The following is a 22,555-nucleotide window of genomic DNA, read 5'->3' as shown; positions in this document are numbered from 1 at the left end:
GTCTGCCGGCTATGGCGGGCGGGGCGTGGGGGTCTTGTACCCGCCGGTTCCCAACATCCGGTTTTCGAGCCACGCTCTGCCCGCCACCTTTATCGGTGGCGGCGTCCGCCTGCTTGCACGGAGCCCGCCATGACCACACCGCACTCCCCTCCTCCACGCCCCATCCAGGAAGCACCGTCACCCGCGCCTGCGCTGGACCCCAACAGCCTCATCGCCGTCCTGCACGCCATCGGTGCGGGCGCTGCGGCCGACGGCCAGCCCTGGCCCGAGCGGCACCACCTGCGCAGCCGGCAGATCGCGTTGTCCGACGCCGACTGCGCGCTCACCGGCCAGCGCATCGTGCAGGAGATCCTGCTGGCGGCCGAGCGCACGCGCCAGAACAGCGAGCCGGAGCAGTACGTGGGCGACCGGGTGATGGAGGGGCTGGTGATGGCCGATCTGGCGCTGACCGCCTTCATCCACGAGCGGATGCGCCCCAAGGACTGAGCGCGCTTATGGCGCGGACCTTTCTGCCTGTGTGCGGGGTGACGTATGAAGATGCAGGGCGTGGCCGCTGCGGTGGTGTGCATCGCAGTGATCGGCGCGATGTGGGTAGAGCGGCCCGAGCCCGCGGGCGATCAGGTGTGGGCCTACCAGAAGCTGCAGCCGGCCGATTACCGCCTGCTGCACAGTGATGCGCTCGGCTTCGTGACCGCGAAGGCCCGCGAGGGCTTTGAACTGCACACGCGCCATGCCGGGGCGACGTCCTTCGAGATCCGGTGCAAGGCGTGCTGGTGATGGAGGTGGAGAACGCGCCCTCGCGCGTGCTGATCCGCATGCCTGCCGATGCCCGCTGGCGGGCACCGAATATCGAACGTCTGCGCATCAGCTTCGAGCGCTGGCTGGATCTGCACCAGAGCCAAGGGCGGTTGCTGGTGGAAAGCGCGGGGCCTTCGTGGGTTGAGGCCCGGTTTGGGCGCTTCAATGGGTTGGTGCAGGATGAGCAGCGGTGTCTGCTTGGGGCCCGAGGACACCGCCAAGCCGATCCCACCAACTACTTCAGCGCTGAAGTGCCATCGTAGGCTGACGCTCACAGTGGCGCTGCGTCTGAACAGCAAGGGGCCGCCCGATGCTCGATCGCGAGGGGCCAAGCTCCGCCACAACTACTTCAGGAGGCTGGCGGTCGAAGCCCTTGTAGGCGGTGCACGTCTCTCCCGTCTGGCCAATGGGATACGTTGAACTCTCCACCTCTTCCCCGCACCCCGGCAGGCCCATGGCGAGCGAGAGGGCCATCAGTACTCGCAAGCCGCCAGGGACTTGAAGTGAACGCAGCTTTTCCAGCAGCCAATGTGGAGATTGGCATGCTTTCACTTGAAGGCCGGTGAACCTCCCCGCAAAAAGCACAAGCCGCCCATTGGGCGACTTGTTCTCTAGTGCAAACGAGATCACGGAAGGGGGCACGCCTATCGCCTTCGACGCGAATTTTCCCACCACTGCTTCAGCGCAAGAAACAGATGAAGGAATAGGAAGATCACCGCGAAGTAGCCCCAAATACGCAATCCCGTATGCATAGCGTCCGGGTAATTGCGGTACGTGAGAACTGCGAAGTAAGAAACGCCAAAGACCGCAGCGAGAAGCTGAGTGCCTATGAGGCCTTTCAACAAGGGACTCATTTTTTCTTCTCCAGTTCCTTCTGCACGATAGTCGCCCCTGCTCCCGCCAGGCCCTGACCCGCTTGGGACGCCGCACCCTGGAGTGCCGATTGCCTGGGAATGGCAGTTCCGGTTGACGCAGTGGCACTTGCCATGTTCGGCCCACCTGGGCCGCGGGATTGACTCAGCCGTTGGAGTGATCCGCGTGCAGCTGGGCCTGCGAAATCACCCATGGCAACGCCAACCCCGGAGGCTGCCAATCCACCCGCTGCACTGCCAATCGCATTTGAAGCGACGCCCTCCGCCGTGATGGGTTGCCCTTTGATTGCGCTCTCTGCGGCGGAGCCAGCACCGCCCGCCACCGCATTGACCACGGTCTGTATGGCAACCGCACGCCCTACCGAAATCGTGCCGGAACCCACTGCCGCAACGGCCACTCCACCAGCGCCTCCGGAGACTGAGCCAACCGCAGCAGCAATGCCAGCCTCCACTTTGTCGATAGGCTTATCCGGATTCATGGCTTTCTGGACCGCGATGTCTGCGAGGCCGCCCAGGACGGCGCCGTAGATGAATGGCATTACCGGAACCCTTCCGTCCGGATCGGTGAAGGAGTACGGATTGCCATAAGCGTAGCTGTATCGATTGAAGTGTTTCGTGCTTGAATGCGTAGAGATCGGATCCACCGAGAGGAAGAGTCCCAACTGGGGATCATAGTAGCGCTGCTGCATGTAGCTCAGCCCAGTGGCAGCGTCGCTCACGTGTCCCGTATATCCAGGTCCATCCGCAACCTGCCCGCCAACAACGGCCCCATAGGGTTCGTAGTCATAGCGCTTGACCACGTTGCCATTGGCGTCGGTCTCGGCAACCACCGAACCAAGCGCATCGGTATGAATGTAGGTGACCGTCTCGGCACTTGCCGATGGCGTCAGCGCCAGGCTCATCATTAGTGTGCAACAGAGTCAGGCCCCCACGGGGCCCCGTTCGGGAATGCGCTTCGCCACCCCCCAAAGGACGAGGGAAACACGACGATCAGCCTCCTCAAACGTTTCCATTCCCCCCATCCCCTTGAAAGAGCCTTCCAGCAAGATTCCGTCTTCATATCACAGCCCCCGATGGCTGGGGAAGTCACATTGAAAACCAATGCGAGTCGATGTGAATCAAGCGGTGGCTGTTGCCACGCTGTTTTTCCAGAAGCATCCATGGTTGCACCACCTGGATGCCCCAAGTGGAATTGGCGTAGCGCTTGGAAATGCGTGGCCATGTGTAACCGACGCTATTCAATTTGAGTAGCACGTCAATTTGAGTAGCACGGCGAATTGGCGTCCATCGTTCACTTGATGGCCGAATCTTGCTTCCGCAGAGGAGGAAGGCATGCCCCAACCGTCTGCCGGAATCCCCCTAGCCGCTTCACCAGCAATTCCCGATGGTTGGCCGCAGCTCACCTGCCGCACCATCGAACATCCATCTGCAGGAAACCTTACATGAGCCTGGCGCTGGTCCACAGCCGTGCACGCGCCGGGGTCGATGCCCCGCTGGTGCGGGTGGAAGTGCATCTCTCCGGCGGCCTGCCTGTCACCCAGATCGTGGGCCTGGCGGAAACCAGCGTGCGCGAATCCCGCGAGCGCGTGCGAGCCGCCCTGCTCTGCGCGCGCTTCGACTTTCCGCAGCGGCGCATCACGTTGAACCTGGCGCCTGCGGACCTGCCCAAGGAAGGTGGTCGCTACGACCTGGCGATTGCCTTGGGAATTCTTGCGGCCAGCGGACAGGTCGATCCGCAGTCGCTGCTGCAATACGAGTTCCTGGGCGAGCTTGGCCTGACCGGTGAGCTGCGGCCGGTGGCCGGTGCGCTGCCCGCCGCGATTGCAGCCGCCGAAGCCGGGCGCATTCTGGTGGTGCCGCCGGGGAATGCCGCAGAGGCCGCGTTGGCCGAGCACGCTGATGTGCGTGTGGCGCGTACGTTGCTGGAATGCTGCGCCGGGCTGGGCAATCCGCGCCTGTTGCCACCCGTGGAGCGCGTGGACACGACACCATTGCCACTGCCCGATCTGGCCGACGTGCGCGGGCAGGCGCATGCACGGCGCGCGTTGGAAGTGGCCGCTGCCGGTGGGCACCATCTGTTGTTGATCGGTAGTCCTGGCTGCGGCAAGACACTGTTGGCCTCGCGCCTGCCCAGCCTGTTGCCGGATACCGAAGAGACTGAGGCGCTGCAGCTTGCCGCGATTGCGTCGGTGAGTGGCGAAGGGCTGGACCCAAGACGTTGGCGGCAGCGGCCCTTTAGAGCGCCCCATCACAGCGCGAGCGCGGCGGCGCTGGTGGGTGGGGGCAACCCGCCCTGCCCCCGGTGAAATATCACTGGCCTACCATGGAGTCCTGTTCCTTGATGAGCTCACCCTTAGGCTGTCAAGTTGTATGACAACCATTTTCGCATTGCGCACTCTCGGCCCGTTACAGAAGCAGAACAGCCTTCTCGAGTGGACCGCGATCCATGTGGAGTTGGTAGACACTGATGAAGCCCCTCCTCGCACTTGGTCCAAGCAACTGTGCAACGACAGCTACTTGAGGCACTTCCCCTTCGAGGCGTCATCTCGGCGAACCGCACGGGCGAGCGGACATGCCCTTCTTGTTCGTTGAAAGAAATTTCGCCGTTCAGGACATGGGTCCCCTTGACCGGTATCGGCCAAGGGATGCTTACCGGACGCAGCAATCGACCCTTCCTACCGCTCTAGCGAAAGGCGACCAGCTGCTATGGTTGAGTAATGCTAGTGGAGATCTACATCGCGCCCTAACGGTCTATCGACAGCCGCTTTGAAGCCATTCTTCGGCGGCGACAAGGGTGAGATCCTTCTCTTCAGATCGTTCCTGAGAGATCCAAACGTCGGGCCTTAGACGACCAGGAACGGTAACCCCATCACGACCGGCAAGCCTGGCCGTAGTAAGGAAAAGAATACTCCCGTCTCCCAAAGAGAATGCCTCCCTAGCGTCAGCCATTCCTCCGGTAGGCTGGCCAAACAAGCGTGCCTTGCTGCGCGTAGAGAAGACAGAGGCAACGACTTCGCCGGAGCTCAGCGTACCGGGTCCAATGAGCACAGCCACCGGCAAATCGGAAAGCATGGATTTCCCATAAGCCGGAATTGCACCCATCGACTTCTCCCCAAGAAAAGCTCTGTTCTCCCGGATCCCCCAAGCCTGGCGCGTACCATCCCCAGAAACAAAGTATCCGAGTCGCCCCTCGCCTACGAGCGGTGCGATCGCAGAAATCATTTTCCACATGCTGCCTCCGCCATTCTCACGAAGATCCAGAATCACCCCGCATTCCGCCGCAGCGCCCCCATTGCTGACATCAGCGTTGGCTTTCGCGGCAATCGCTTCGTCGAACTCAGTGAGTGTAGGCAACTTGACGTACATATAGTCGTCGATCGAAGCCACTTCAATCCGCCTAGGGGTACCGTCGCCCTTGAAGGCAGACATCTTCTCCTTGACGGTCACAGGATCAACCAGCATGGAGTGCTCATCACCTAGAAGACGCAAAGTCGCATTGATCTTCAGAATGACATCGGACTTCGTGGCCCCCATACTCACCAAATGCCGAAGCTCGCTCTTGGCCACATTCCAGCGAGGGTCAGCAGCATACGGAGAGCGCTCATCAATTTTCTCCATCGCAACACCGGCGAATCCCGCTGGGGTTCGAGTGCGGATTCTATCCTGAAACACCAAAGCCGCAGCCAGTATGACGGCGACAGCCGCGGAAATTGAAGCTACTGATAATCTATTAATGTTAATTAGTCCGAGACTAGGATTTATGATGCGCGTGTTGCGCCTGAAATTTGCTGAACAAGCGAATGGATAGTCTCGTAGGCTGCCCATTCCCGCCTTCTAGGATTCGCACCCGAGAGGCGTGCGACAGAAATGTGAGCTATCTCGTGAAAAAAGACTTCGATTGCATTAGCGCGGGACTCAAGATGCTCGTCGTCTTCCACGATTGAACGGTCCGACTCTGCACCACAAAGCCGACCTACCAGATCGAGGACGTCGGCACTGCCACGAGTGGAGTTCCGCACCTCCCGCAGATAGGCCCTATCTTCTTCGGATAGACCAAACTCCTGCTGGAAGTATCGGCGGGCCCGCAGCAATCTGTCGACCAACTTCGCTCGCCCGCATCTGAGATCTTGCGCGACCTGGAGCACAGCACGAACTGCTGAAAGCGAGTGATCTTTCGCGACATCAGCGCGCAGCCCAGCAAGCCGTCTCTCGCTGTCAAATGTCCAGTAATCCTCCACCTCATCAATAAGGCTGCCATACCTCGAAAACTCGGGAAGATAGCGCCTCTCGGAAACGTCAAGCATCGACAGCCCGCCAGCGCCAATACAGCTACGAAGGACAGCCTCCCTAACCCTTTGATGAAGACAACGAGAAATATGGATACGAAATCTCAACGTGACCCCATAGAATAGGTAGTGCCATTTCGGGCGAGTAACTCCGGAATCTCGCACCGTAGCCAGGGCCTCTGAAATTGCTCTCGCGCCGCAAGCGCGGAGGCCAGCGCTTGTGCCCTTCATCTCAAAGAACAGCCAGTCTTCATCCCCTGATCTCTGGAACTGATCAAAACGCCCCCCCCGTCCTTTAATCATTCCGGCAAAGTCGCAAACGACGTATTCGCCGTGATCGGAAGAGACGGAGTACGGGTTCTGATTTGGGCTCTTCTCAATCCAGAGCTCACCCTTTCGTTCCAGCTCTTCGTGGAAGACCGAGATCGAGTGATGCGACTTCCGATCAAGAGTGAGAACCCTATCTCCGCCGCCGTAGCGCAGGAATCTGGGCAGCGCCCTCCCATGCAATACGTTAGGCAACTCCATTCGGCCATCACGGATGAAGTCAGAAGCAGCCACCTTCCATTGCTCGGGGGATAACTGAATCGAGCCAAACAGGATGGATGGGTGGTACTCAGCCGAACTTACTGATCGTATCCAGTCATCGGAGAATCCCCGCGCTTCCTGAATTTCGATGAGGTTGAGAAACGAGGATACAGCTCCGCCATCCAAGCCAGGAGTAAGTGCATTCCCTAGCAATGGAACGACCTGAGTCGACGTACCTGCGAGCCTAAGTACGACATGGCCAGAGCAAACGCTGACCTCCAATTGGCCCAATGAAATTCGACTTTGACTAGGACCCGAATTAGTACCCGAGATATCAATGACGTGGCTTGTGAAATTTGGATAGCGCGCGATGTCCGCCACCGAGTCTGGCGCGATATCCACCACTTCGGCAAATACGAGGTCAGACCTCTCATGGGAGGCGATCGCTCTTCGAATCTCCAACAAGCGGGAGTCATCCTCCGAAAGTCCGCGCATGACCGGCCTGAAGATGCCTGCGCTCGACCACCGCCGTAGTGTGTATACCTCACGCCCCCCTGAGTTCTTTTCAAGCAAGCTTATGCCGCCGGTGGCGCTACCGCCCCTACGCATGACGTCTTTGATGATGTCGTCAATACGAATCTCGAACTCGTTCGTAAGCCGGTCCAACCGAGATCGGACTCTACTGGCAACTTCGCTCGCGCTCGCAGAGAGGTCTGATGAGCGTGTGTAAACCTTGGCGAGCTTTGGCGAGAAGGGTAGACCAACTTCGGCATCAAGGACCATAAGAAGTGGAACCCAAGCGCCGCCGTGCCTGTGCTCAAAGTCCGCTTTGAAACGCGCAAGTGGATCAGAGCAACTATGGATCGCCGCCGTTGCCTGCCTCACTTCTTCCGCAATATGGGAGGGCGGGGGCTCGGCTGCAGATGACAATCGAGAAATCACGTGGAGCGGCCGTTTGCTTGAAAAGTCCTGCCCCCCCAAGGCAGTCTCTTCTTGATCCAAGAGAGACACGACTGAAGGGAAAGCTTGGCCCGAATCAATGGTGAATAAGCGCAGAGGCTTCCCGAGACCGGGCTTCTTCGCCTTAAGCTCGACGAGCAGGCCACGCTTCTCGAGAGAGCAAACATACTTACTAGCGTCCTCAATAGAGCAATCTGCTAGCTCCGACACGAAGGTACGCATATCATCGAAAGTGACCTTGTGGCTGTCGCTGAGATGCTTAAGTATGAGGTCGAGAACTTCCGTGCGTGAGATGCACTCAAGAACCTCTGTTCTCGCCTCGTCCTTCTCTCGGCAATAGTATCTGACCTCGCCATCAACTACATAGGCAGTTGGGCTGAGGATGAGCATTCTTTTGACATCGGTGTTTAAGGCACCCTGCCCGCCTGCGACAGACGAGGAATGGTGAACTTCGACGTATCCTTCAGCATGGACGCTAGATGCATGATCAAACCAACCAAGCATTCCAGTGGGCGTCGCCCGGAACGCAAATCTAGATGCATACTTGACCAAGGATGCCAAGGATCGGCGATCCAGATCTCCTGAGAGAAGGCGACCATGAAGGGAAGGGTTCGCCAATGAAAGGCTGGCCCTAAAGTCTTGGTAATCCCAGAGATCACTCTCAACAAGACCATCATGGAGGGGAATACTGCCTCCGGCGTCGGAGAGAATTCTGCTCGCAGCGTAACCACTCCATCGACGCTGGAAAATTAGCGACATTACATGTCTCCTACGAATAGAGCTTTCCAGTACGCTGGCGCCTCCGGGAACCGCTGGGTGATCCACCACAGCAGGAGGCCCCACTGCCCTCCCAGGAGACTGAACTCACCACATGATTGATCTGGACCCAAGCTGATTATCTGAGACTGAAGGATGCCGGTCGCAGTGTCCGTTGCCTCATTGATAGCCAGCTTCGTTGAGCTGAAGGATCCGCCCGTGAGGCGCTCTATCTCGGAGAGCATCAGAGCAACCCCTGCGATTCCATGGCAGAGACCATAGTCCTCGACGCCCCATAGATGCCTTTCCCGCCCATCTACTCCGCGCATGATCTCCATTGCCGCCGAAGTGAAGCGCACTTCGCTGAACAGGACTCCTGCCCCAGCAAGAACTAGTGCCGAGCACAGCGGGCCGTAGCACCACGCTAGCCGCCCAAACTTTCCATCGTTAGCGCTGTAACCGACAACGAATTTCTGTTCCTCGATCACCGAGCAATAATCTTCACAAGCCCGGCGCAGCGCGGCACAGAAGCGATCCGACACATCGGCCGCCTTTCGGCGCGCCACCGTAATGCTGGCAAGCAACGTGCCCGCCACGCCATGGGAAATACCGAGATCCTCACCAGGACGAACAGGCCTATGCAACATCGTCTCAAGCTCGAGAGCACAGGCCTTTGAGAGTTGTGACTTCTCACTGGTTGCCGCGTAGATGGCAATTCCGCTCAATCCAGTGATCATATCCAAAGGCGCGTGAAGTAGCCGCTTGGGAAGTAGAATGCTGTCGTAGCCGTCCAATTGATGCTGGATCGCTGCGGAAGCGGCGAAGTGCCTTAGCGTCCAGAAGGCTCCCGCGAGCCCAGTGAAGAGTGCCGGCCCCATTTCAGCGTCTTTCAGTTGTTGCAGCACACGGTCGATCTCCTTGGAAAGGAGAGCTAACTCATCGCGTCCTCCATCTAGAGCAAGACACGTTCCTAGCAGCACGACTCTACCTGAATCCCCTCGCGCTAGTTCGGCGGTCCTACTGGGTGGCGAATGTGCCACCGCTCGCGCGATCGCTGCCACAACCGATGCGCTATCTTGGATGTTCATCAAGAAATTCCAGAACTACTCAACGCAACTCGGGCGGGACCAGCGGATGATCAAGCTGTCCGGCCGCGAGGAAGGGGGCAGGACGCCCCCTCCCAAATGGACTAATTGCTAATTAGGCGGGACCAGGGCTGCAGACATTCATCGTGGTCGGTGCCGGGCTATCGTTATCGCCTCCACCACTGCTACCGCCACCGTTACCGCCGCTGCCGCCGCCGCCACCGAAAGCGGTGCACCAAGCAGTGGGTTGGTCGCCACCACAGCTGAAGACCGACGGCGTACCGATGATGTCGGTGAGCCAGCCTCCACCAGCAACCTGCTTCATTTCCTCTTCGCTCAACCCCTGCAGACTGCGCGCATTCAACTCAAGCTTCTTGTTCATGACAACTCCTTTTTCTTGGACAAAACGTCCCTGCATTCGCCAGTCCATCTGGCAAATTGGTGGCGGCCAGAGCTATGGCCTGAGATCAAAGCATGGAGCTGGCCTCGGTGGGCGACAGCGAATCTTCTGTGTGATGCCGACTGGGACTACGCCTAGTCTGTGTACTACACACATGGCACTCCTTGCATGTTCTTTCGGCGTCCGTGCCGCGCATCATTAGGTTCGCTATGAACCTACGAGATCACCTTCGAGAACGCAAGGAAAAATTGAAGTTGACACCAGCACTGTGATGCTCAAGAGTGGCTGCCGGCTTGTCACGCAAGGGCCGGAGTTCGATCGCGATTAGCGGCAAGTGCGCCGCAAGCCGCGGACTCCATCAGCAGTTGGAGCAGAGTACATGGATGTTGTGAGGCAATCAGAGTCGGCCGAGTGCGGGCTGGCTTGTATGGCAATGGTCTGCAGTCATTTCGGAAGAAAGGTGTCCTTGCGAGAAGCGCGCCTTTCCTATCCCAATGCGGCTCGGGGCATGACTTTGCATGGCCTTGTTGAGCTTGGTGGTCGGCTGGGGCTTGACTGTCGTCCCCTGAGGGTGGACATGGATCAGCTCAAGCTGCTTGCACTTCCATGCATTCTGCACTGGGAGTTCAATCACTTCGTTGTTCTTGTCGACGTCGGGCGGCGATCGGCAACGTTGCTGGACCCCGCGATTGGTCGGTACAAGGTGCCTCTCGCTGAGTTCTCTAGAAAGTTCACTGGCATTGCTCTTGAAGCTTCACCATCGACGAACTTTCAAGCGGCTCCAGCACCGCGCCGGGTCTCGTTGCGACAACTGACTGGAAACTTAGTTGGACTCAAGCGTGCCCTCGCATTGATCCTCGGCATATCCATCGCACTCCAGACGTTGGCGATGGTTGCACCCTTCTACATGCAGTGGGTGGTCGACTACGTATTATTGTCAGCGGACAGCGATCTTCTAACCATCCTTGGCGTGGCTTTCGGAGCATTGGTTGTTCTTCAGGTTGCGACTGGCATCTGTCGAGGCTGGGCGATTACGCATCTATCCAGCACCGTCAACATGCAGTGGACGGTAAGCGTGTTCCGACACTTGACTCGACTTCCGCTCGATTTCTTTGAGAAGCGGCAGTTGGGCGATGTAGTGTCGCGCATGGGCAGCATCCAGGCGATCCAGAAGACCATGACGACGACCTTCGTCGAAGTATTTGTTGATGGCCTGATGGCGACCATCACGCTGCTAATAATGGCCATCTACAGCTGGAAGTTGACTCTTGTCACATTGCTAGCACTGTGCACGTACTTTATCGCCCGCCTTGCTTCCTTCATGCCCCTACGATCAGGCACTGAAGCGCAACTAGTGGCTGGAGCAAAGCAGCAAAGCTTTCTGCTGGAGTCTATTCGTGGCATCCAGTCAATCAAGATCGGTGGCAAGGAAGGCAGCCGAAAGTCTGGGTTCCAGAACCTGGTCAGCGAATCAATAGGACGTGATCTTTGGGTCTCGAGATTCTCGCTTTTGTTTACCGGCGCGAATCAGCTGATCTTCGGTCTGGAGAAGGTCGCGGTCATCTGGATCGGCGCCTCACTTGCAATGAAGGGAGTGTTCTCCGTCGGCATGCTTGTAGCTTATCTCGCGTATAAGGACCAGTTCGCATTGCGCGTATCGGCACTTATTGATCGCGCCGTTGAGTTCAGGATGTTGCGCTTGCATGGAGAGAGACTCGCGGAGGTCGTTCTCACCGAACCGGAAACAGACGATCGACCCGGATATGGAATTGATCTAAGTAGTGGCGTAAAACTTGAGATTGAAGGGCTGAGCTTCCGCTATGGAGATGGTGAACCTTGGATTGTAAGGAACTGCTCCTTCACGGTAGAGCCCGGTCAGTCTGTCGCGATCATTGGCGCTTCCGGTGCGGGGAAGACAACGCTTATAAAACTACTCCTCAGCGTCCTTAGACCAATCGAAGGAACAATCAAGGTCAATGGCCACAACATCGATGACATGGGTGTATCAAGATACCGCTCATTGATTGGTGCAGTAATGCAGGATGACCAGCTTTTCGCAGGATCGATTCGCGAGAACATTTCGTTCTTCGATGACAACATCGATGAGAACAGGATCCTTGAAGTGGCGAGGCTTGCAGCCATTCATGAGGACATAAGCGGACTGCCAATGGGTTATGAAACTCTGATTGGTGATATGGGAAGCACACTATCGGGTGGCCAGAAGCAGAGGATTGTTCTAGCACGTGCTCTTTACAGAAAACCGAAACTGCTGATCCTGGATGAAGCCACGAGTCACCTCGATGTGCGTCGAGAGCACTTGGTGAACGAGGCTGTTAAACAGATGGACCTAAGTCGCATCATTGTGGCTCATCGCCCAGAGACGATTGCTAGCGCTGATCGCGTCATTGTTCTTGAGAACGGACTGGTAAGCGATGTCGCTCAGTACGATCGTTCGCCCCTCAGATTTGTGGAGGAGGCGACGTCATGAGCGCACTTTTTCGAAGGGAGGCGATAGACGCTAGACGCGATTCATGGCTTGGAACGATATCTGTCTCGCAGCCCCTGAAACTCTGGGTACTAATGCTGATTTCACTAGCTGCCGCGATAGGCATCATCTCCATCGGATGGTTTGGGGAATACAGCAAAAGATCCCGGGTGACGGGACAACTTGTGCCTGACTTGGGTTTGGCTACGGTGGTGGCACCCTCAGGTGGTCTCGTATCGAGCGTGGCCGTCGAGGAAGGTGGGTCTGTGCGGAGCGGTGCAGCCCTTGTCCTGATGAGCATTCCTCGTGCTATTGCCTCAGGCGAGGATTCTCTCGATGTGGTTCAGAAGCAGATGACTATTAGGCAGAACGAACTTGGTGAAAGCATGAAGGCTCAATCGAGCCAGATCATACTGCAGCGAACCGGCCTGCTGGATCGCGAGCAGGGGCTTGCTAGAGAGATCGCTAACCTTGACCTCGAAATTGGGACTAGGCGGGAGCAGGTCCGGATCGGCAATGAGGTCCTGGGCCGCTATCGGCAGCTTGTGGGCCAGCAGTACGTGAGCATTGTGCAGCTGAATCAGCAAGAGCAATCCGTGCTTGAACTGACGAATGCCATGCAGGTCCTTGAGCGACAGAAGATTGCGTTAAGTAGAGAACTGAGTGATGTTCGCCAATCCATCCACGAGATACCATTTCGCCAGCGAGCTCTTTCCGCCGGAGCAAACGGCGACTTGGCACAGCTTCGTCAGGAGCAGGTGCAGACACGCGCCGGCGGAGAGGTTTTGGTTCGAGCGCCAGTAGCAGGTTTGATTGCCAGCAGGCTGGTAGAGCCAGGGAAGTCGGTTGTTGCAGGCGAACCCCTCCTGAGTCTTTTGCCTGAAGGGTCTATGTTACAAGCTCAGCTTCTTGTTCCTAGCTCGGGAATAGGCTTTGTCCGGGAAGGGGACTTAGTCCTTCTGCGTTATCAGGCCTACCCCTACCAGAAATTTGGAGCCCATGAAGGTCGCGTTCTGAAGATCTCCAGAAGCGCGATCAGCTCTGCGGAGGCTTCTGTATCAGAACCGGTTTACAAGGTTCTTGTTTCCCTGCGCAGCCAGACCGTCCAAGCCTATGGGCTACAAGAGCCGCTAAGGCCGGGTATGCGGGTTGACGCTGACATCGTTGGCGATAGACGAAAGATCTACGAATGGGTGCTGGAACCTCTTTACTCTGTCTCTGGGCGCCTGTTCGGCGCCAGTTAGAACTAGCACGCAGAGGCCCGGCGATTCCTTCCGCTTACCTCTAGCAATGCTGCAGGTTTGGCCCGAGGGGGCCGATACGACATCCACGCTGAGGCGTCACTTGGGGCCCAGTGATTCAGAAGCAGACTGACATGGCAAAGCCCTCCCCTCAGTAGAGGGCTCTGGAAGCGAGTTTTCATTGTGGCGGATCCGGCCCACAATTGCTGGGCGTCGGCGGCTGGCATCAGCCCACCTAAAATCTCCCTCGGTCGTTCCTTGTAGCATTCTCATCGCTCCAGCATTGGCGTCCTGCATCTACTCAGCTGCCGCTCGTGCTGCGTGTGTACGCCCTCCGACATTGCTGGCAGGGCGTTCCCCAATCTGCGCTTGCATTCCTCAAGCCAGTCCGCAAATTCCCCCCTAGCAGATCAAACTAGCAGCTAGCACCAGCCACAGCCACAGCCACAGCCATCCTAGATCGATGGCGCGATCTTGGCACTTCAGCGAGGCGACTCCTGATGCGCAGCGATATCTGTTCAGGGAAAAGGATCGCCCTTGACCAGAATCCCCCTAGGCGTCTCACCCGCAATGCCCGATGGCGCCATGCCGAATGCCTGCCGCACCATCGAACATCCATCTGCAGGAAACCACACATGAGCCTGGCGCTGGTCCACAGCCGTGCACGCGCCGGGGTCGATGCCCCGCTGGTGCGGGTGGAAGTGCATCTCTCTGGCGGCCTACCCGCCACCCAGATTGTCGGCCTGGCCGAGACCAGCGTGCGCGAATCACGCGAGCGCGTGCGTGCCGCCCTGCTCTGCGCGCGCTTCGACTTTCCGCAGCGACGCATCACGCTGAACCTCGCACCCGCCGACCTGCCCAAGGAAGGCGGGCGTTACGACCTCGCCATCGCGCTGGGCATCCTGGCGGCCAGTGGCCAGGTCGATCCGCAGTCGCTGCTGCAGTACGAGTTCCTGGGCGAGCTGGGGCTGACCGGCGAGCTGCGACCGGTGGCCGGAGCGCTGCCGGCGGCGATTGCTGCGGCAGACGCCGGGCGCATTCTGGTGGTGCCGCCAGGGAATGCCGCCGAGGCGGCGCTGGCCGAGCACGCTGATGTGCGCGTGGCGCGCACGCTACTGGAGTGCTGTGCCGGGCTGGGCAATCCGCGCCTGCTGCCACCCGTGGAGCGCGTGGACACGTCACCGTTGCCGCTGCCCGATCTGGCCGACGTGCGCGGGCAGGCGCATGCACGGCGCGCGTTGGAAGTGGCCGCTGCCGGTGGGCACCATCTGTTGTTGATCGGTAGTCCTGGCTGCGGCAAGACACTGTTGGCCTCGCGCCTGCCCAGCCTGTTGCCGGATACCGAAGAGACTGAGGCGCTGCAGCTTGCCGCGATTGCGTCGGTGAGTGGCGAAGGGCTGGACCCAAGACGTTGGCGGCAGCGGCCCTTTAGAGCGCCCCATCACAGCGCGAGCGCGGCGGCGCTGGTGGGTGGGGGCAACCCGCCCTGCCCCGGTGAAATATCACTGGCCCACCATGGAGTCCTGTTCCTTGATGAGCTCCCAGAATGGAACCGCAGCGCGCTGGAAACCCTGCGCGAGCCACTGGAGTCCGGCCACATCCGCATCGCCCGCGCGGCGCGCAGCGTGCAGTACCCCGCGCGGTTCCAACTGGTGGCTGCGATGAATCCCTGCCCGTGCGGCTGGGCCGGTGACCGCAGCAACCGTTGCCTTTGCAGCGACGAGCGGATCAACCGCTACCGTGCGCGGGTGTCCGGTCCGTTGCTGGACCGCATCGATCTGCATATCGGCGTAACGCGAATGGACGCGGTGGAGCTGCGGGAGAGCACGCCGCTGGGTGAGCCCAGTGCTGCGGTACGTGCACGGGTGGAAGCCGCCCATGCCCGGCAGCAGGCACGTGGCGGGCTCAATGCACATCTGCCGCCGGCGGCGCTGCGGGCGTGCACGAAGCTGAGCGAGGCCGATCAGGATCTACTTGAGCAGGCGATTGAACGTCTGCAGCTTTCCGCACGGGCGATGCACCGGATTCTGCGCGTGGCGCGCACGATTGCGGATCTGGCGGGTTGTGAAACGATCCAGACGGCGCATCTGGCTGAGGCGATTGGCTATCGGCAGTTGGATCGGGGAAAGCCTTAGAAATGCCGGTCGGGTTGGCTATTGGTAGAGTCGACCGTTGGTCGACTCTCGCGCGAAGCGCGGCCTTCTGAGAGGTAGATGCGAAGAGCGGTCGACTAACAGTCGACCCCACCAAGGGCAGGCATCAGGCTGCCGAATGCAACCGTCCCCGCTTCGCCAGCAGCGCCACCCGACGGCTGACCAGCGCGTGCAGCTCCGCCAGCTCCGACGCCCGGCCAGCCGTCATGTTCCCGCCAAACAGCACCCGCGACAACGCCGCCTCGTCGCTGTCGTCCGGGTGCTGCCAACGGTCGCGATACACCTTCTGGCACACCAGCCACGCTTGAGGCAGCCCCCCGCCGGGTAGCGGGCGGACCATGCGTTCGTAGACCTGCCAGAACTGGTATTCGGCCCGCAGGTCGAATGCGAGCGCCACGGACAGCGCTTGCCGGGGCCGTACTGGGCCTCGGATGCCGAACAACCGGGTTGGCGGGGTCTGCTGTGCCATGCCAACAGAATGACCCAGCAACATTGTGGGAACCTTGCGTCGCCGTCAGAAAATCCCTGTTGATTGCGCAAGGCGTGCTTCTGGCAGGGGTCAGCTATCCACGCATGGCGTGGATCTACTCAGAAGGTCATCGAGGTACTGAACATCAGCTGTCGTGGCGCGCTGCGCTGCAGGGTCTGGTAATCCCCCGAGAACGACGAGCCGGCAATGGTGGCGGTGCCGATGTTGTGGCGGTTGAACAGGTTGCTCACGTCCAGCCGCAGCTCCAGCCCCGGCACGGCGCTGTCGGCACCGAAGCGGTAGGCGGCATAGGTGTTGACCTGCCAGAAGGTCGGCACGCGGATGTCGTTCTCGTAGGTGAAGGGCTGGCGCAGGTACGAGGTGCTGGTGGCACCAAAGCGCCAGTCACCGAAGTGCGCGGACAGGTCGCTGACCAGCGAGATCTGCGGGTAGCCCGGCTGCGCGTTGCCCTTGATCGGGTACACCGTGTCGCCCACCACGAAATCGCTGTCGTAGTACGAACGGGCCATGGCCACGCCTTGGTAGAACTGCAGGTGGTCGGTCAGGTCAGCGGTGATGCCGAGGTCGGCGCCGATCACGTGCATCTTCGGCATCAACCGCACGGTGTTGATCTGCGCGAACTGGGTGCCGATGGCGGCCGACAGCAGGCGGTTGCGGATGTCGTTGTAGAACACGTCGCCGGTGATCGTCAGCCGGTCGACGCGATGCGATGCGCCCACGGTCAGGTTCCAGTTCTTCTCCGGGCGTAACGTGCCCGCCACGCGGTCAAATTCTTCCTGGTCGGTGATGGTCCAGGCCGAGGCGGTGTAGCCGATGTTGCCGCGCTGGGCGACGCGGTAGCCGTTCATGGTGTTGGCCAGGTCGATGAAGGCATCGGTGGATTCGGTGGGGCTCCAGAACAGCGAGACGTGCGGCAGGAAGTTGCTCTTCGCGCGCAGCGTGCCGTTCACCGGCCGGCCCTTGGCATCGCCGAGGCCGCCGCCGCTGGTGCGGAAGTCCACGGCCTTGAAACCAACGCCCAGCTTCAGCGTGTCGTTCAACACGATGTCGTCCTGCAGGTAGAACTGGCGCGAGCGGGTCACCCAGCTCGATGCGTTGTCGGTCTTGAACGCGGGACCGTACACATCGAACGGACCGGTGGCCTTCAGCGGCGGGCCCTCGCCCAGCAGTGGCTGCTGGTACCACTCGGTCTTGGCCGCAGCCTTGCTCTTCTCCTGCCAGAAGCCGGCCGTGAAAGTGTGCGCGCCGGTCTCGAACTGCAGGTTGACCATGCCGCCCAGCCGGTTGAGGCGTGGCGTCTGCACCTGTTCGGAGAACGGCGCACCGTTGGGCGATGGCACGGTCGGGTCGGTCAGCGTGGCCTGGGTGTGGCTGTTGGCGTTGTACAGCTGCACGTTGCCACTCAGCGCCGGGGTGATCTGGAAGCGATGGTTGATCGATGACACGCGGTCGCGGGTGGTCTGGCCGGTGTCGTACGGAATCAGTTCGGACAGCTCACCGCAGGTGTAGGCGCCGCAGGACTGGTCCGCATTCTCCGGCGAGGCCACGTACCAGGCCCACGCATAATCGGGATAGAAGATGTCGGCCTTCCAGCCCAGCTTGCGGATCATGTCGAAGGAGATGTTGTTGTAGCCCCAGACCTTGGCCTTGCTGTCGGACAGGAACACGGTGACATCGCCCCAGGCGACGTCCTGCTGCAGCTTCAGGTCGCCGCGCAGGAGGTTCTGCGTGCCCTCGCCCTGGTACTTGTCGGCGGACACGCGCTGCAGGTCGACCAGCACTTTCGGGCCATGCTCACCGAGCTGGCCGCTCTGCCCGGACACGGTGGTGACCAGCGTGTTGTTGCTGCCCACGCCCTGCTTCACGCGCAGGCTGGGCGTGTCCTGCAGCTCGCGCAGGCGGTATTCCAGGCTGCCGCCGTTGACGCTGCTGGAGAACACGCTGACCGGCGCACCACCGGGGCTGACTGTGATCGCGCCGATGCCATCGGGCACGCCCACGTTCACCACGCTGGTGCCGGTGAGCGAGAGGAAGCCGTTGTCGTTCAGCGGCACACCCTCGAAGGTGATGCCCATTTCGTTCATGCGGAAGCCGCGCACGAACAGGCTGGTGGCCGAGATATCCAGGCCCAGCCCGTCGGTGGCGGTGTAGCTGGCGCCCGGTACCTGCTTCAGCATGGCCAGGCCGTTGTTGCCGGTGACCATCGCGTCGAGGTCTTCGGCCTTGATGATGTAGCGGTTGGGGCCGACCACCTGGGTCGGTGCCACGGCCGCGCCGCGCGGCGTGACCTGCAGGGCGTTGAGCGTGGTGGGCGTGTCGAGCGTGGCGTCGCGCGTGTCTGCGGCGTACGCAGGTGCAGTGATGGCCGCGATGATGGCCAGGGCGAGGCGCGTCGTGGGTGGGGTGTTCATGGCAGTAAATCCGTGTGCAGGGAGAGAGCGGCGCAGGCGCACGCCCAGCGCGTTGCAGCACCGGTGTCGGCGCCCTGGCTGGCGATGCGGTTGCGTTGGGGGTGACGGCGCAGTGCGCGCCGGTCAGTGGCAGAGGAAGACGATCCTCTGCCTCAGAATTCGATGGCGTGATTTCAACGTGCGAAATTCTTGCATCGCACTGCCGCATCCGCCATTGCACCGTGGTACAGCGCCGATGGCGGTGGGGATGGGTGGGCTATACGTGGGTATAGCTTCGGCGTGGTGGGGGCCGACCTTGGTCGGTGCTCGTGTGCCAACCAAGGTTGGCACCCACCGGGGCGGATGAGGTTGGCAGCTACCAGAGCATAGGGACGCGCGGTTACTGCAGGACGAAGCGCTCAATGGCGCGCGCCACGCCTTCGTCGGCATTGCTGCTGGTCTCAAACCGCGCCACCGCCTTCACCGCGTCGATGGCATTGCCCATCGCCACGCTGGTGCCGGCGTACTGCAGCATGGTCAGGTCGTTCTCCTGGTCACCGATGGCCATCACGTTGGCGCGGTCGATGCCCAGGTGCTCGGCCAGTTTTTGCAGGCTCGGCCCCTTGCCCGCGCGGTGGTCGAACACTTCCAGGAAGAACGGTGCGCTCTTCAGTACCGCGAAGCGCTCGGTCAGCGCGCTGGGGAGGCGCGCGATGGCGGCATCCAGCACCTCAGGTTCGTCGATCATCATCAGCTTGATGAAAGACATCGATGGGTCCATGTCTTCCACGCGGCGATACGACAGCGGCATCCGCGAAAGATGCGAGTCGGCCACGGTGTAGTAGCTGATGTCCTGGTTGGGCGTGTACATGCGCTGGCTGTCCAGCGCCTGGAAGTGCACGCCCAGGTCGCGGGCGACCTGCTCGCAGAACAGGAAGTCGTCGAAGCTGAGCGGATACTCGACCACGGTTTCGCGCGTACCGATGCGCTGCACCAGGCCGCCATTGCAGGCGATGCAGTAGTCGTCGTTGCCGGTGATGCCGAGCTCGTGCAGGTACGGCGCCAGGCCCGGAACCGGGCGGCCACTGGTCAGCACGATGTGCACGCCCAGCGCGCGCGCCTGCGCGATGGCCTGCCGAGCGCGTGCGGTGAGCTGGTGCGATGGGTCCAGCAGCGTGCCATCCATGTCGATGGCGACCAGTTCGATGGTCGATTGCCTGCGGCCCATGTCCATTGCGTTCAACTCGTGCGGGGCACGCCAGTTTACCCCCTCATGCCCGGTTCACCTCTTTGCCCACGTTGGCCGGGATACTTCAGGGGCCTGTGCGTCCCCCACCGCAGGACGGCCCGCTGACCGCCCTTCCCTGGAGAACCTTGCGACGCATGACCTACCGTGCCCCCGAAACCAATGACAGCGCGCCCCTGGCCCAGCAGATCGAGCAGATGATCGACGAGCTGCCCGGCGACCAGGTGCGCGTCGGCACCCTGCTCAGTGCGCTGGGCGATGAAGGCCTGCTGCTGATCGTGATCCTGCTCTCGGCCATCTTCATCATTCCGGTGTCGATTCCCGGGCTGAGCACCGTGTTCGGCGCCTCGATCCTGCTGATCGGCCTGAGCCGGGTGCGCAACCGCCCGCTGTGGGTGCCGCAGAAGCTGGCGCGCCGCGAGATCGCCACCGACAAGCTGAAGGCCAACCTGGGCCGTGCGCTGAAGTGGGTGCACCGCATGGAGCGGCTGTCGCGGCCGATGCGGCTGGCGGTGATGGTGCGCTCGAAGAAGATGATGCGCCTGAACAACCTGATGCTGGTGTTCGCGACCCTGCTGCTGATGGCGCCCGCCGGACCGATTCCTTTCAGCAACACGCTGCCGGCACTGGCGCTGATGTCGTTTGCGATTGGCTTCATCCAGCGCGATGGCGCGGCGGTGGCGGCCGGTTATGGTTTCGTGGTGGCAACGGTGGTGTATTTCGGCGTGCTGTTGGGCGGCGTGGGGTTTGCCGCCGAGTCGGTGTTCAGCGGGTTCCGCAGCAGTACCGCCGAACTGTAGAGCCGAGCCCATGCTCGGCTGCTGTTCGCTCGGTGCACGGAAACCCGCGCGCTGCGCGCGTAAGCCGAGCATGGGCTCGGCTCTACAAAGGCCGGATCCACAGCAGTCGAGCGTGGCTCGACGCTACACAGCTATTTCGCCGACACCCGCCACACCACGTCGCCCACGTCGTCAGCCACCAGCAACGCACCCTCGGCATCCATCGCCATGCCCACCGGTGCGCCCATCAGGGTCTTCTCGTCCTTCGAGGCGAAGCCGCTGACCACGGTCTGCGGCCGCCCGGTCGGCTTGCCATCCTTGAATGGTACGTACACCACTTCGTAGCCGCTCAGCGGTGAACGGTCCCAGCTGCCGTGTTCGCCGATGAAGGCACCGCCGTGGTACTGCGCCGGCAGTGCCTGGCCGGTGTAGAACAGCAACCCCAGCGGCGCCACGTGCGAGCCGATCGCGTAGTCCGGTGTGATCGCCTTGGCCACCAGGTCCGGCCGCTGCGGCTGCACGCGTTCGTCCACGTGCTGGCCGTAGTAGCTGTAGGGCCAGCCGTAGAAGCCATCCTCCTTCACCGAGGTGAGGTAATCCGGCACCAGGTCGGCACCGATCTCATCGCGTTCGTTCGCAACAGCCCACAACTTTCCGGTGCTCGGCTCCCAGTCCAGGCCGGTCGGGTTGCGGATGCCCGAGGCGAAGATGCGGCTGCCACGGGTGGCCACGTCCACTTCCAGCACCACCGCACGGCGGTATTCGACGGCCAGGCCGTTCTCGGTGATGTTGCTGTTGGAGCCCACGCCAACATACAGCTTGCGGCCATCACGGCTGGCCAGCAGTTCCTTGGTCCAGTGGTGGTTGATGGTGCTGGGCAGGTCGGTGAACTCGCGGCCCTTGTCCGACATGCGGGTTTCGCCGGGCACGTAGTGGTACTGCATGATGTTGCCGGTGTTGGCCACGTACAGCGTGTCGCCGATCAGCTGGATGCCGAACGGCGAATGCAGGCCCTCGATGTAGACATGCTGGGTCCACGTGTTCGTTCCCGGCGCGCGGCGCAGCAGGGTGACCCGGTTCCCGCCCTTGCCGGCCTTGCCCGAGCGCGCTTTGACCTTGCCGGCAATCCACTGCTTGGGCGTGGTGACCGGTTCTTCGCCGGGGCCGTTGCCTTCCACCACCAGTACGTCGCCATTGGGCACGGTCAGCAGGCGCCGCGGATGCTGCAGGTTGGCGGCGATGCGCTCGATCTTCAGGCCCTCGGCCACCGTGGGGGTCTGTCCATCAGCCCAGCCGACGCCCTTGGGCACCTGCATCGGCGGCATCAGGAAGTTGGCCGGCTTGGGCAGCGGCGGCTGCGGGCCCGACTGGTCGGCGGGATGGTATTCAGCCTTGCCGGCGCAGGCCGACAGCATCACGGCCAGCGCCAGGGCGCCCATGGTGGGCAGGATGTGCTTAGCCATGACGACCTCCCTGGAGCACCGGCGGCTGCAGTGACAGCAGGATCAGGCCCAAGGCAATCAGGGCCACGGTCAGCGCCGACAGGGTCGTGCCCGGCACCGCAACGGCGTACGCATCGCGGCTGTGCACGAAGGCGTTCCAGATGGCCAGCACCACCGCGACCAGGTTGAGCAAGAAGTCGATGCGGTCGATGCGGGTGGCCGTGCCGTTGCGGCGCCAGACCGCGAACAGGTTGATCAGGCGCGGCACGATGGCGATCAGCAGGCCGAAGGTGATCAGCCAGGCGGCTGCCTTGCCCCACATCACCTCGGCGCTGTTGAGGTAGATCGCGTCGAAGATCAGTGCGCCGACGAAGAAACCGAAGGGTATCGGGTTCAACAGGCTGAACAGTGTGGTGCCGAGGCCGCGATGGGCCTGGGCGAGCGGATTGACCATCATCGTGCTCCGTGCGGAAGGGTGCACGGGCTGTAGTAGCACAGCGCGATGTGAGGGCGCGCGATGACACATGGTAGATCCACGCCATGCGTGGATGCGGGTGCCAGCCAGGGTTGGCGTCCACCAGATGCGGGGCTCGGCAGTCGTCATTACCCCGTGGCATAAGCGTTTGTGACGCAATCGGCACATC

15 protein-coding genes and 2 pseudogenes are annotated in these 22,555 nt (G+C 61.0%); 7 read left to right on the top strand and 10 right to left on the bottom strand.

What is annotated here, in order from left to right:
• Nucleotides 1-129 precede the first annotated feature (129 nt).
• Both N5C25_RS01685 and N5C25_RS01680 read left to right on the top strand, forming a co-directional pair.
• Nucleotides 130-486 carry a hypothetical protein gene (locus tag N5C25_RS01685; protein ID WP_279936215.1) on the top strand — a complete coding sequence of 119 codons (357 nt, stop codon included), beginning with the start codon at nt 130-132 and terminating at the stop codon, nt 484-486.
• Nucleotides 487-531: 45 nt separating this feature from the next.
• Nucleotides 532-1,061, top strand: a pseudogene (locus N5C25_RS01680) (cold-shock protein).
• A gap of 587 nt (nt 1,062-1,648) precedes the next feature.
• Here N5C25_RS01680 and N5C25_RS01675 read toward each other — a convergent pair.
• On the bottom strand, nt 1,649-2,572 hold the full coding sequence (locus N5C25_RS01675; RefSeq protein ID WP_251102154.1) for an RHS repeat-associated core domain-containing protein: 924 nt from the start codon (nt 2,570-2,572) through the stop codon (nt 1,649-1,651).
• A gap of 540 nt (nt 2,573-3,112) precedes the next feature.
• On the opposite strand from N5C25_RS01675, the pseudogene N5C25_RS01670 reads away from it, so the two are divergent.
• Nucleotides 3,113-4,019: pseudogene (locus tag N5C25_RS01670) on the top strand (YifB family Mg chelatase-like AAA ATPase); the annotation flags it as partial.
• 402 nt (nt 4,020-4,421) lie between these two features.
• On the opposite strand, the gene N5C25_RS01665 reads toward N5C25_RS01670, so the two are convergent.
• From N5C25_RS01665 to N5C25_RS01650, 4 genes are all read right to left on the bottom strand, one after another.
• Nucleotides 4,422-5,288 (bottom strand): S41 family peptidase, encoded by an 867-nt coding sequence (locus tag N5C25_RS01665; RefSeq protein ID WP_080398753.1) that lies wholly within the window; start codon nt 5,286-5,288, stop codon nt 4,422-4,424.
• Between the two features lie 140 nt (nt 5,289-5,428).
• Entirely contained in the window at nt 5,429-7,834 is a 2,406-nt protein-coding gene (locus N5C25_RS01660; RefSeq protein ID WP_279936214.1) for a lantibiotic dehydratase, read from the bottom strand.
• A gap of 368 nt (nt 7,835-8,202) precedes the next feature.
• Nucleotides 8,203-9,288 (bottom strand): lanthionine synthetase LanC family protein, encoded by a 1,086-nt coding sequence (locus N5C25_RS01655; RefSeq protein ID WP_080398755.1) that lies wholly within the window; start codon nt 9,286-9,288, stop codon nt 8,203-8,205.
• A gap of 112 nt (nt 9,289-9,400) precedes the next feature.
• On the bottom strand, nt 9,401-9,667 hold the full coding sequence (locus tag N5C25_RS01650) for a hypothetical protein (protein WP_058978957.1): 267 nt from the start codon (nt 9,665-9,667) through the stop codon (nt 9,401-9,403).
• Nucleotides 9,668-10,064: 397 nt separating this feature from the next.
• Between N5C25_RS01650 and N5C25_RS01645 the strand changes: the two genes are divergently transcribed.
• The 3 genes from N5C25_RS01645 (at nt 10,065) to N5C25_RS01635 (ending at nt 15,546) form a co-directional block, all read left to right on the top strand.
• Nucleotides 10,065-12,173: a peptidase domain-containing ABC transporter gene (locus N5C25_RS01645; RefSeq protein ID WP_262214396.1), complete on the top strand. Its 2,109-nt coding sequence runs from the start codon at nt 10,065-10,067 to the stop codon at nt 12,171-12,173.
• On the top strand, nt 12,170-13,414 hold the full coding sequence (locus tag N5C25_RS01640) for an HlyD family secretion protein (protein WP_262214397.1): 1,245 nt from the start codon (nt 12,170-12,172) through the stop codon (nt 13,412-13,414). Before N5C25_RS01645 ends, N5C25_RS01640 begins: the two co-directional genes overlap by 4 nt.
• 632 nt (nt 13,415-14,046) lie before the next feature.
• Nucleotides 14,047-15,546 carry a YifB family Mg chelatase-like AAA ATPase gene (locus N5C25_RS01635; protein WP_279936213.1) on the top strand — a complete coding sequence of 500 codons (1,500 nt, stop codon included), beginning with the start codon at nt 14,047-14,049 and terminating at the stop codon, nt 15,544-15,546.
• Nucleotides 15,547-15,670: 124 nt separating this feature from the next.
• Here the strand turns inward: N5C25_RS01635 and N5C25_RS01630 are convergent, their stop codons facing one another.
• The 3 genes from N5C25_RS01630 to yidA form a co-directional block, all read right to left on the bottom strand.
• Entirely contained in the window at nt 15,671-16,057 is a 387-nt protein-coding gene (locus N5C25_RS01630; RefSeq protein ID WP_155030261.1) for a hypothetical protein, read from the bottom strand.
• Nucleotides 16,058-16,152: 95 nt separating this feature from the next.
• The gene (locus N5C25_RS01625) at nt 16,153-18,465 is read right to left on the bottom strand and encodes a TonB-dependent receptor (protein WP_279936212.1); all 2,313 of its coding nucleotides are present in this window, start codon (nt 18,463-18,465) and stop codon (nt 16,153-16,155) included.
• Between the two features lie 379 nt (nt 18,466-18,844).
• Nucleotides 18,845-19,678 (bottom strand): sugar-phosphatase, encoded by an 834-nt coding sequence (gene yidA / locus N5C25_RS01620; protein WP_279936211.1) that lies wholly within the window; start codon nt 19,676-19,678, stop codon nt 18,845-18,847.
• Between the two features lie 149 nt (nt 19,679-19,827).
• Between yidA and N5C25_RS01615 the strand changes: the two genes are divergently transcribed.
• A complete protein-coding gene (locus tag N5C25_RS01615; protein ID WP_111097120.1) occupies nt 19,828-20,490 on the top strand; it encodes an exopolysaccharide biosynthesis protein in 663 nt (220 codons plus the stop codon).
• A 131-nt stretch (nt 20,491-20,621) separates the two neighbouring features.
• Here N5C25_RS01615 and N5C25_RS01610 read toward each other — a convergent pair whose 3' ends face one another.
• Nucleotides 20,622-21,932, bottom strand: a complete 1,311-nt coding sequence (locus N5C25_RS01610; RefSeq protein WP_279936210.1) for a sorbosone dehydrogenase family protein — start codon at nt 21,930-21,932, stop codon at nt 20,622-20,624.
• Nucleotides 21,925-22,365: a DUF2231 domain-containing protein gene (locus N5C25_RS01605; protein WP_279936209.1), complete on the bottom strand. Its 441-nt coding sequence runs from the start codon at nt 22,363-22,365 to the stop codon at nt 21,925-21,927. Before N5C25_RS01605 ends, N5C25_RS01610 begins: the two co-directional genes overlap by 8 nt.
• Between the last annotated feature and the right edge of the window lie 190 nt (nt 22,366-22,555).

Source organism: Stenotrophomonas sp. GD03958 (assembly GCF_029839005.1).
In the GTDB taxonomy this organism is placed as follows: Bacteria; Pseudomonadota; Gammaproteobacteria; order Xanthomonadales; family Xanthomonadaceae; genus Stenotrophomonas; species Stenotrophomonas hibiscicola.
Note: the sequence above shows the minus strand (reverse complement) of the source record. Positions and strands in the feature narration are given on the sequence as shown.

Bases quoted from the DNA above. Each gene is read 5' to 3' on its own strand.
- N5C25_RS01645 (WP_262214396.1), top strand. From the start codon at position 10,065: ATGGATGTTGTGAGGCAATCAGAGTCGGCCGAGTGCGGGCTGGCTTGT.
- N5C25_RS01660 (WP_279936214.1), bottom strand. From the start codon at position 7,834: ATGCTCATCCTCAGCCCAACTGCCTATGTAGTTGATGGCGAGGTCAGA.
- N5C25_RS01625 (WP_279936212.1), bottom strand. From the start codon at position 18,465: ATGAACACCCCACCCACGACGCGCCTCGCCCTGGCCATCATCGCGGCC.
- yidA (WP_279936211.1), bottom strand. From the start codon at position 19,678: ATGGACATGGGCCGCAGGCAATCGACCATCGAACTGGTCGCCATCGAC.
- N5C25_RS01630 (WP_155030261.1), bottom strand. From the start codon at position 16,057: ATGTTGCTGGGTCATTCTGTTGGCATGGCACAGCAGACCCCGCCAACC.
- N5C25_RS01605 (WP_279936209.1), bottom strand. From the start codon at position 22,365: ATGGTCAATCCGCTCGCCCAGGCCCATCGCGGCCTCGGCACCACACTG.
- N5C25_RS01615 (WP_111097120.1), top strand. From the start codon at position 19,828: ATGACCTACCGTGCCCCCGAAACCAATGACAGCGCGCCCCTGGCCCAG.
- N5C25_RS01675 (WP_251102154.1), bottom strand. From the start codon at position 2,572: ATGAGCCTGGCGCTGACGCCATCGGCAAGTGCCGAGACGGTCACCTAC.
- N5C25_RS01610 (WP_279936210.1), bottom strand. From the start codon at position 21,932: ATGGCTAAGCACATCCTGCCCACCATGGGCGCCCTGGCGCTGGCCGTG.
- N5C25_RS01655 (WP_080398755.1), bottom strand. From the start codon at position 9,288: ATGAACATCCAAGATAGCGCATCGGTTGTGGCAGCGATCGCGCGAGCG.
- N5C25_RS01665 (WP_080398753.1), bottom strand. From the start codon at position 5,288: ATGGAGAAAATTGATGAGCGCTCTCCGTATGCTGCTGACCCTCGCTGG.
- N5C25_RS01635 (WP_279936213.1), top strand. From the start codon at position 14,047: ATGAGCCTGGCGCTGGTCCACAGCCGTGCACGCGCCGGGGTCGATGCC.
- N5C25_RS01640 (WP_262214397.1), top strand. From the start codon at position 12,170: ATGAGCGCACTTTTTCGAAGGGAGGCGATAGACGCTAGACGCGATTCA.
- N5C25_RS01685 (WP_279936215.1), top strand. From the start codon at position 130: ATGACCACACCGCACTCCCCTCCTCCACGCCCCATCCAGGAAGCACCG.
- N5C25_RS01650 (WP_058978957.1), bottom strand. From the start codon at position 9,667: ATGAACAAGAAGCTTGAGTTGAATGCGCGCAGTCTGCAGGGGTTGAGC.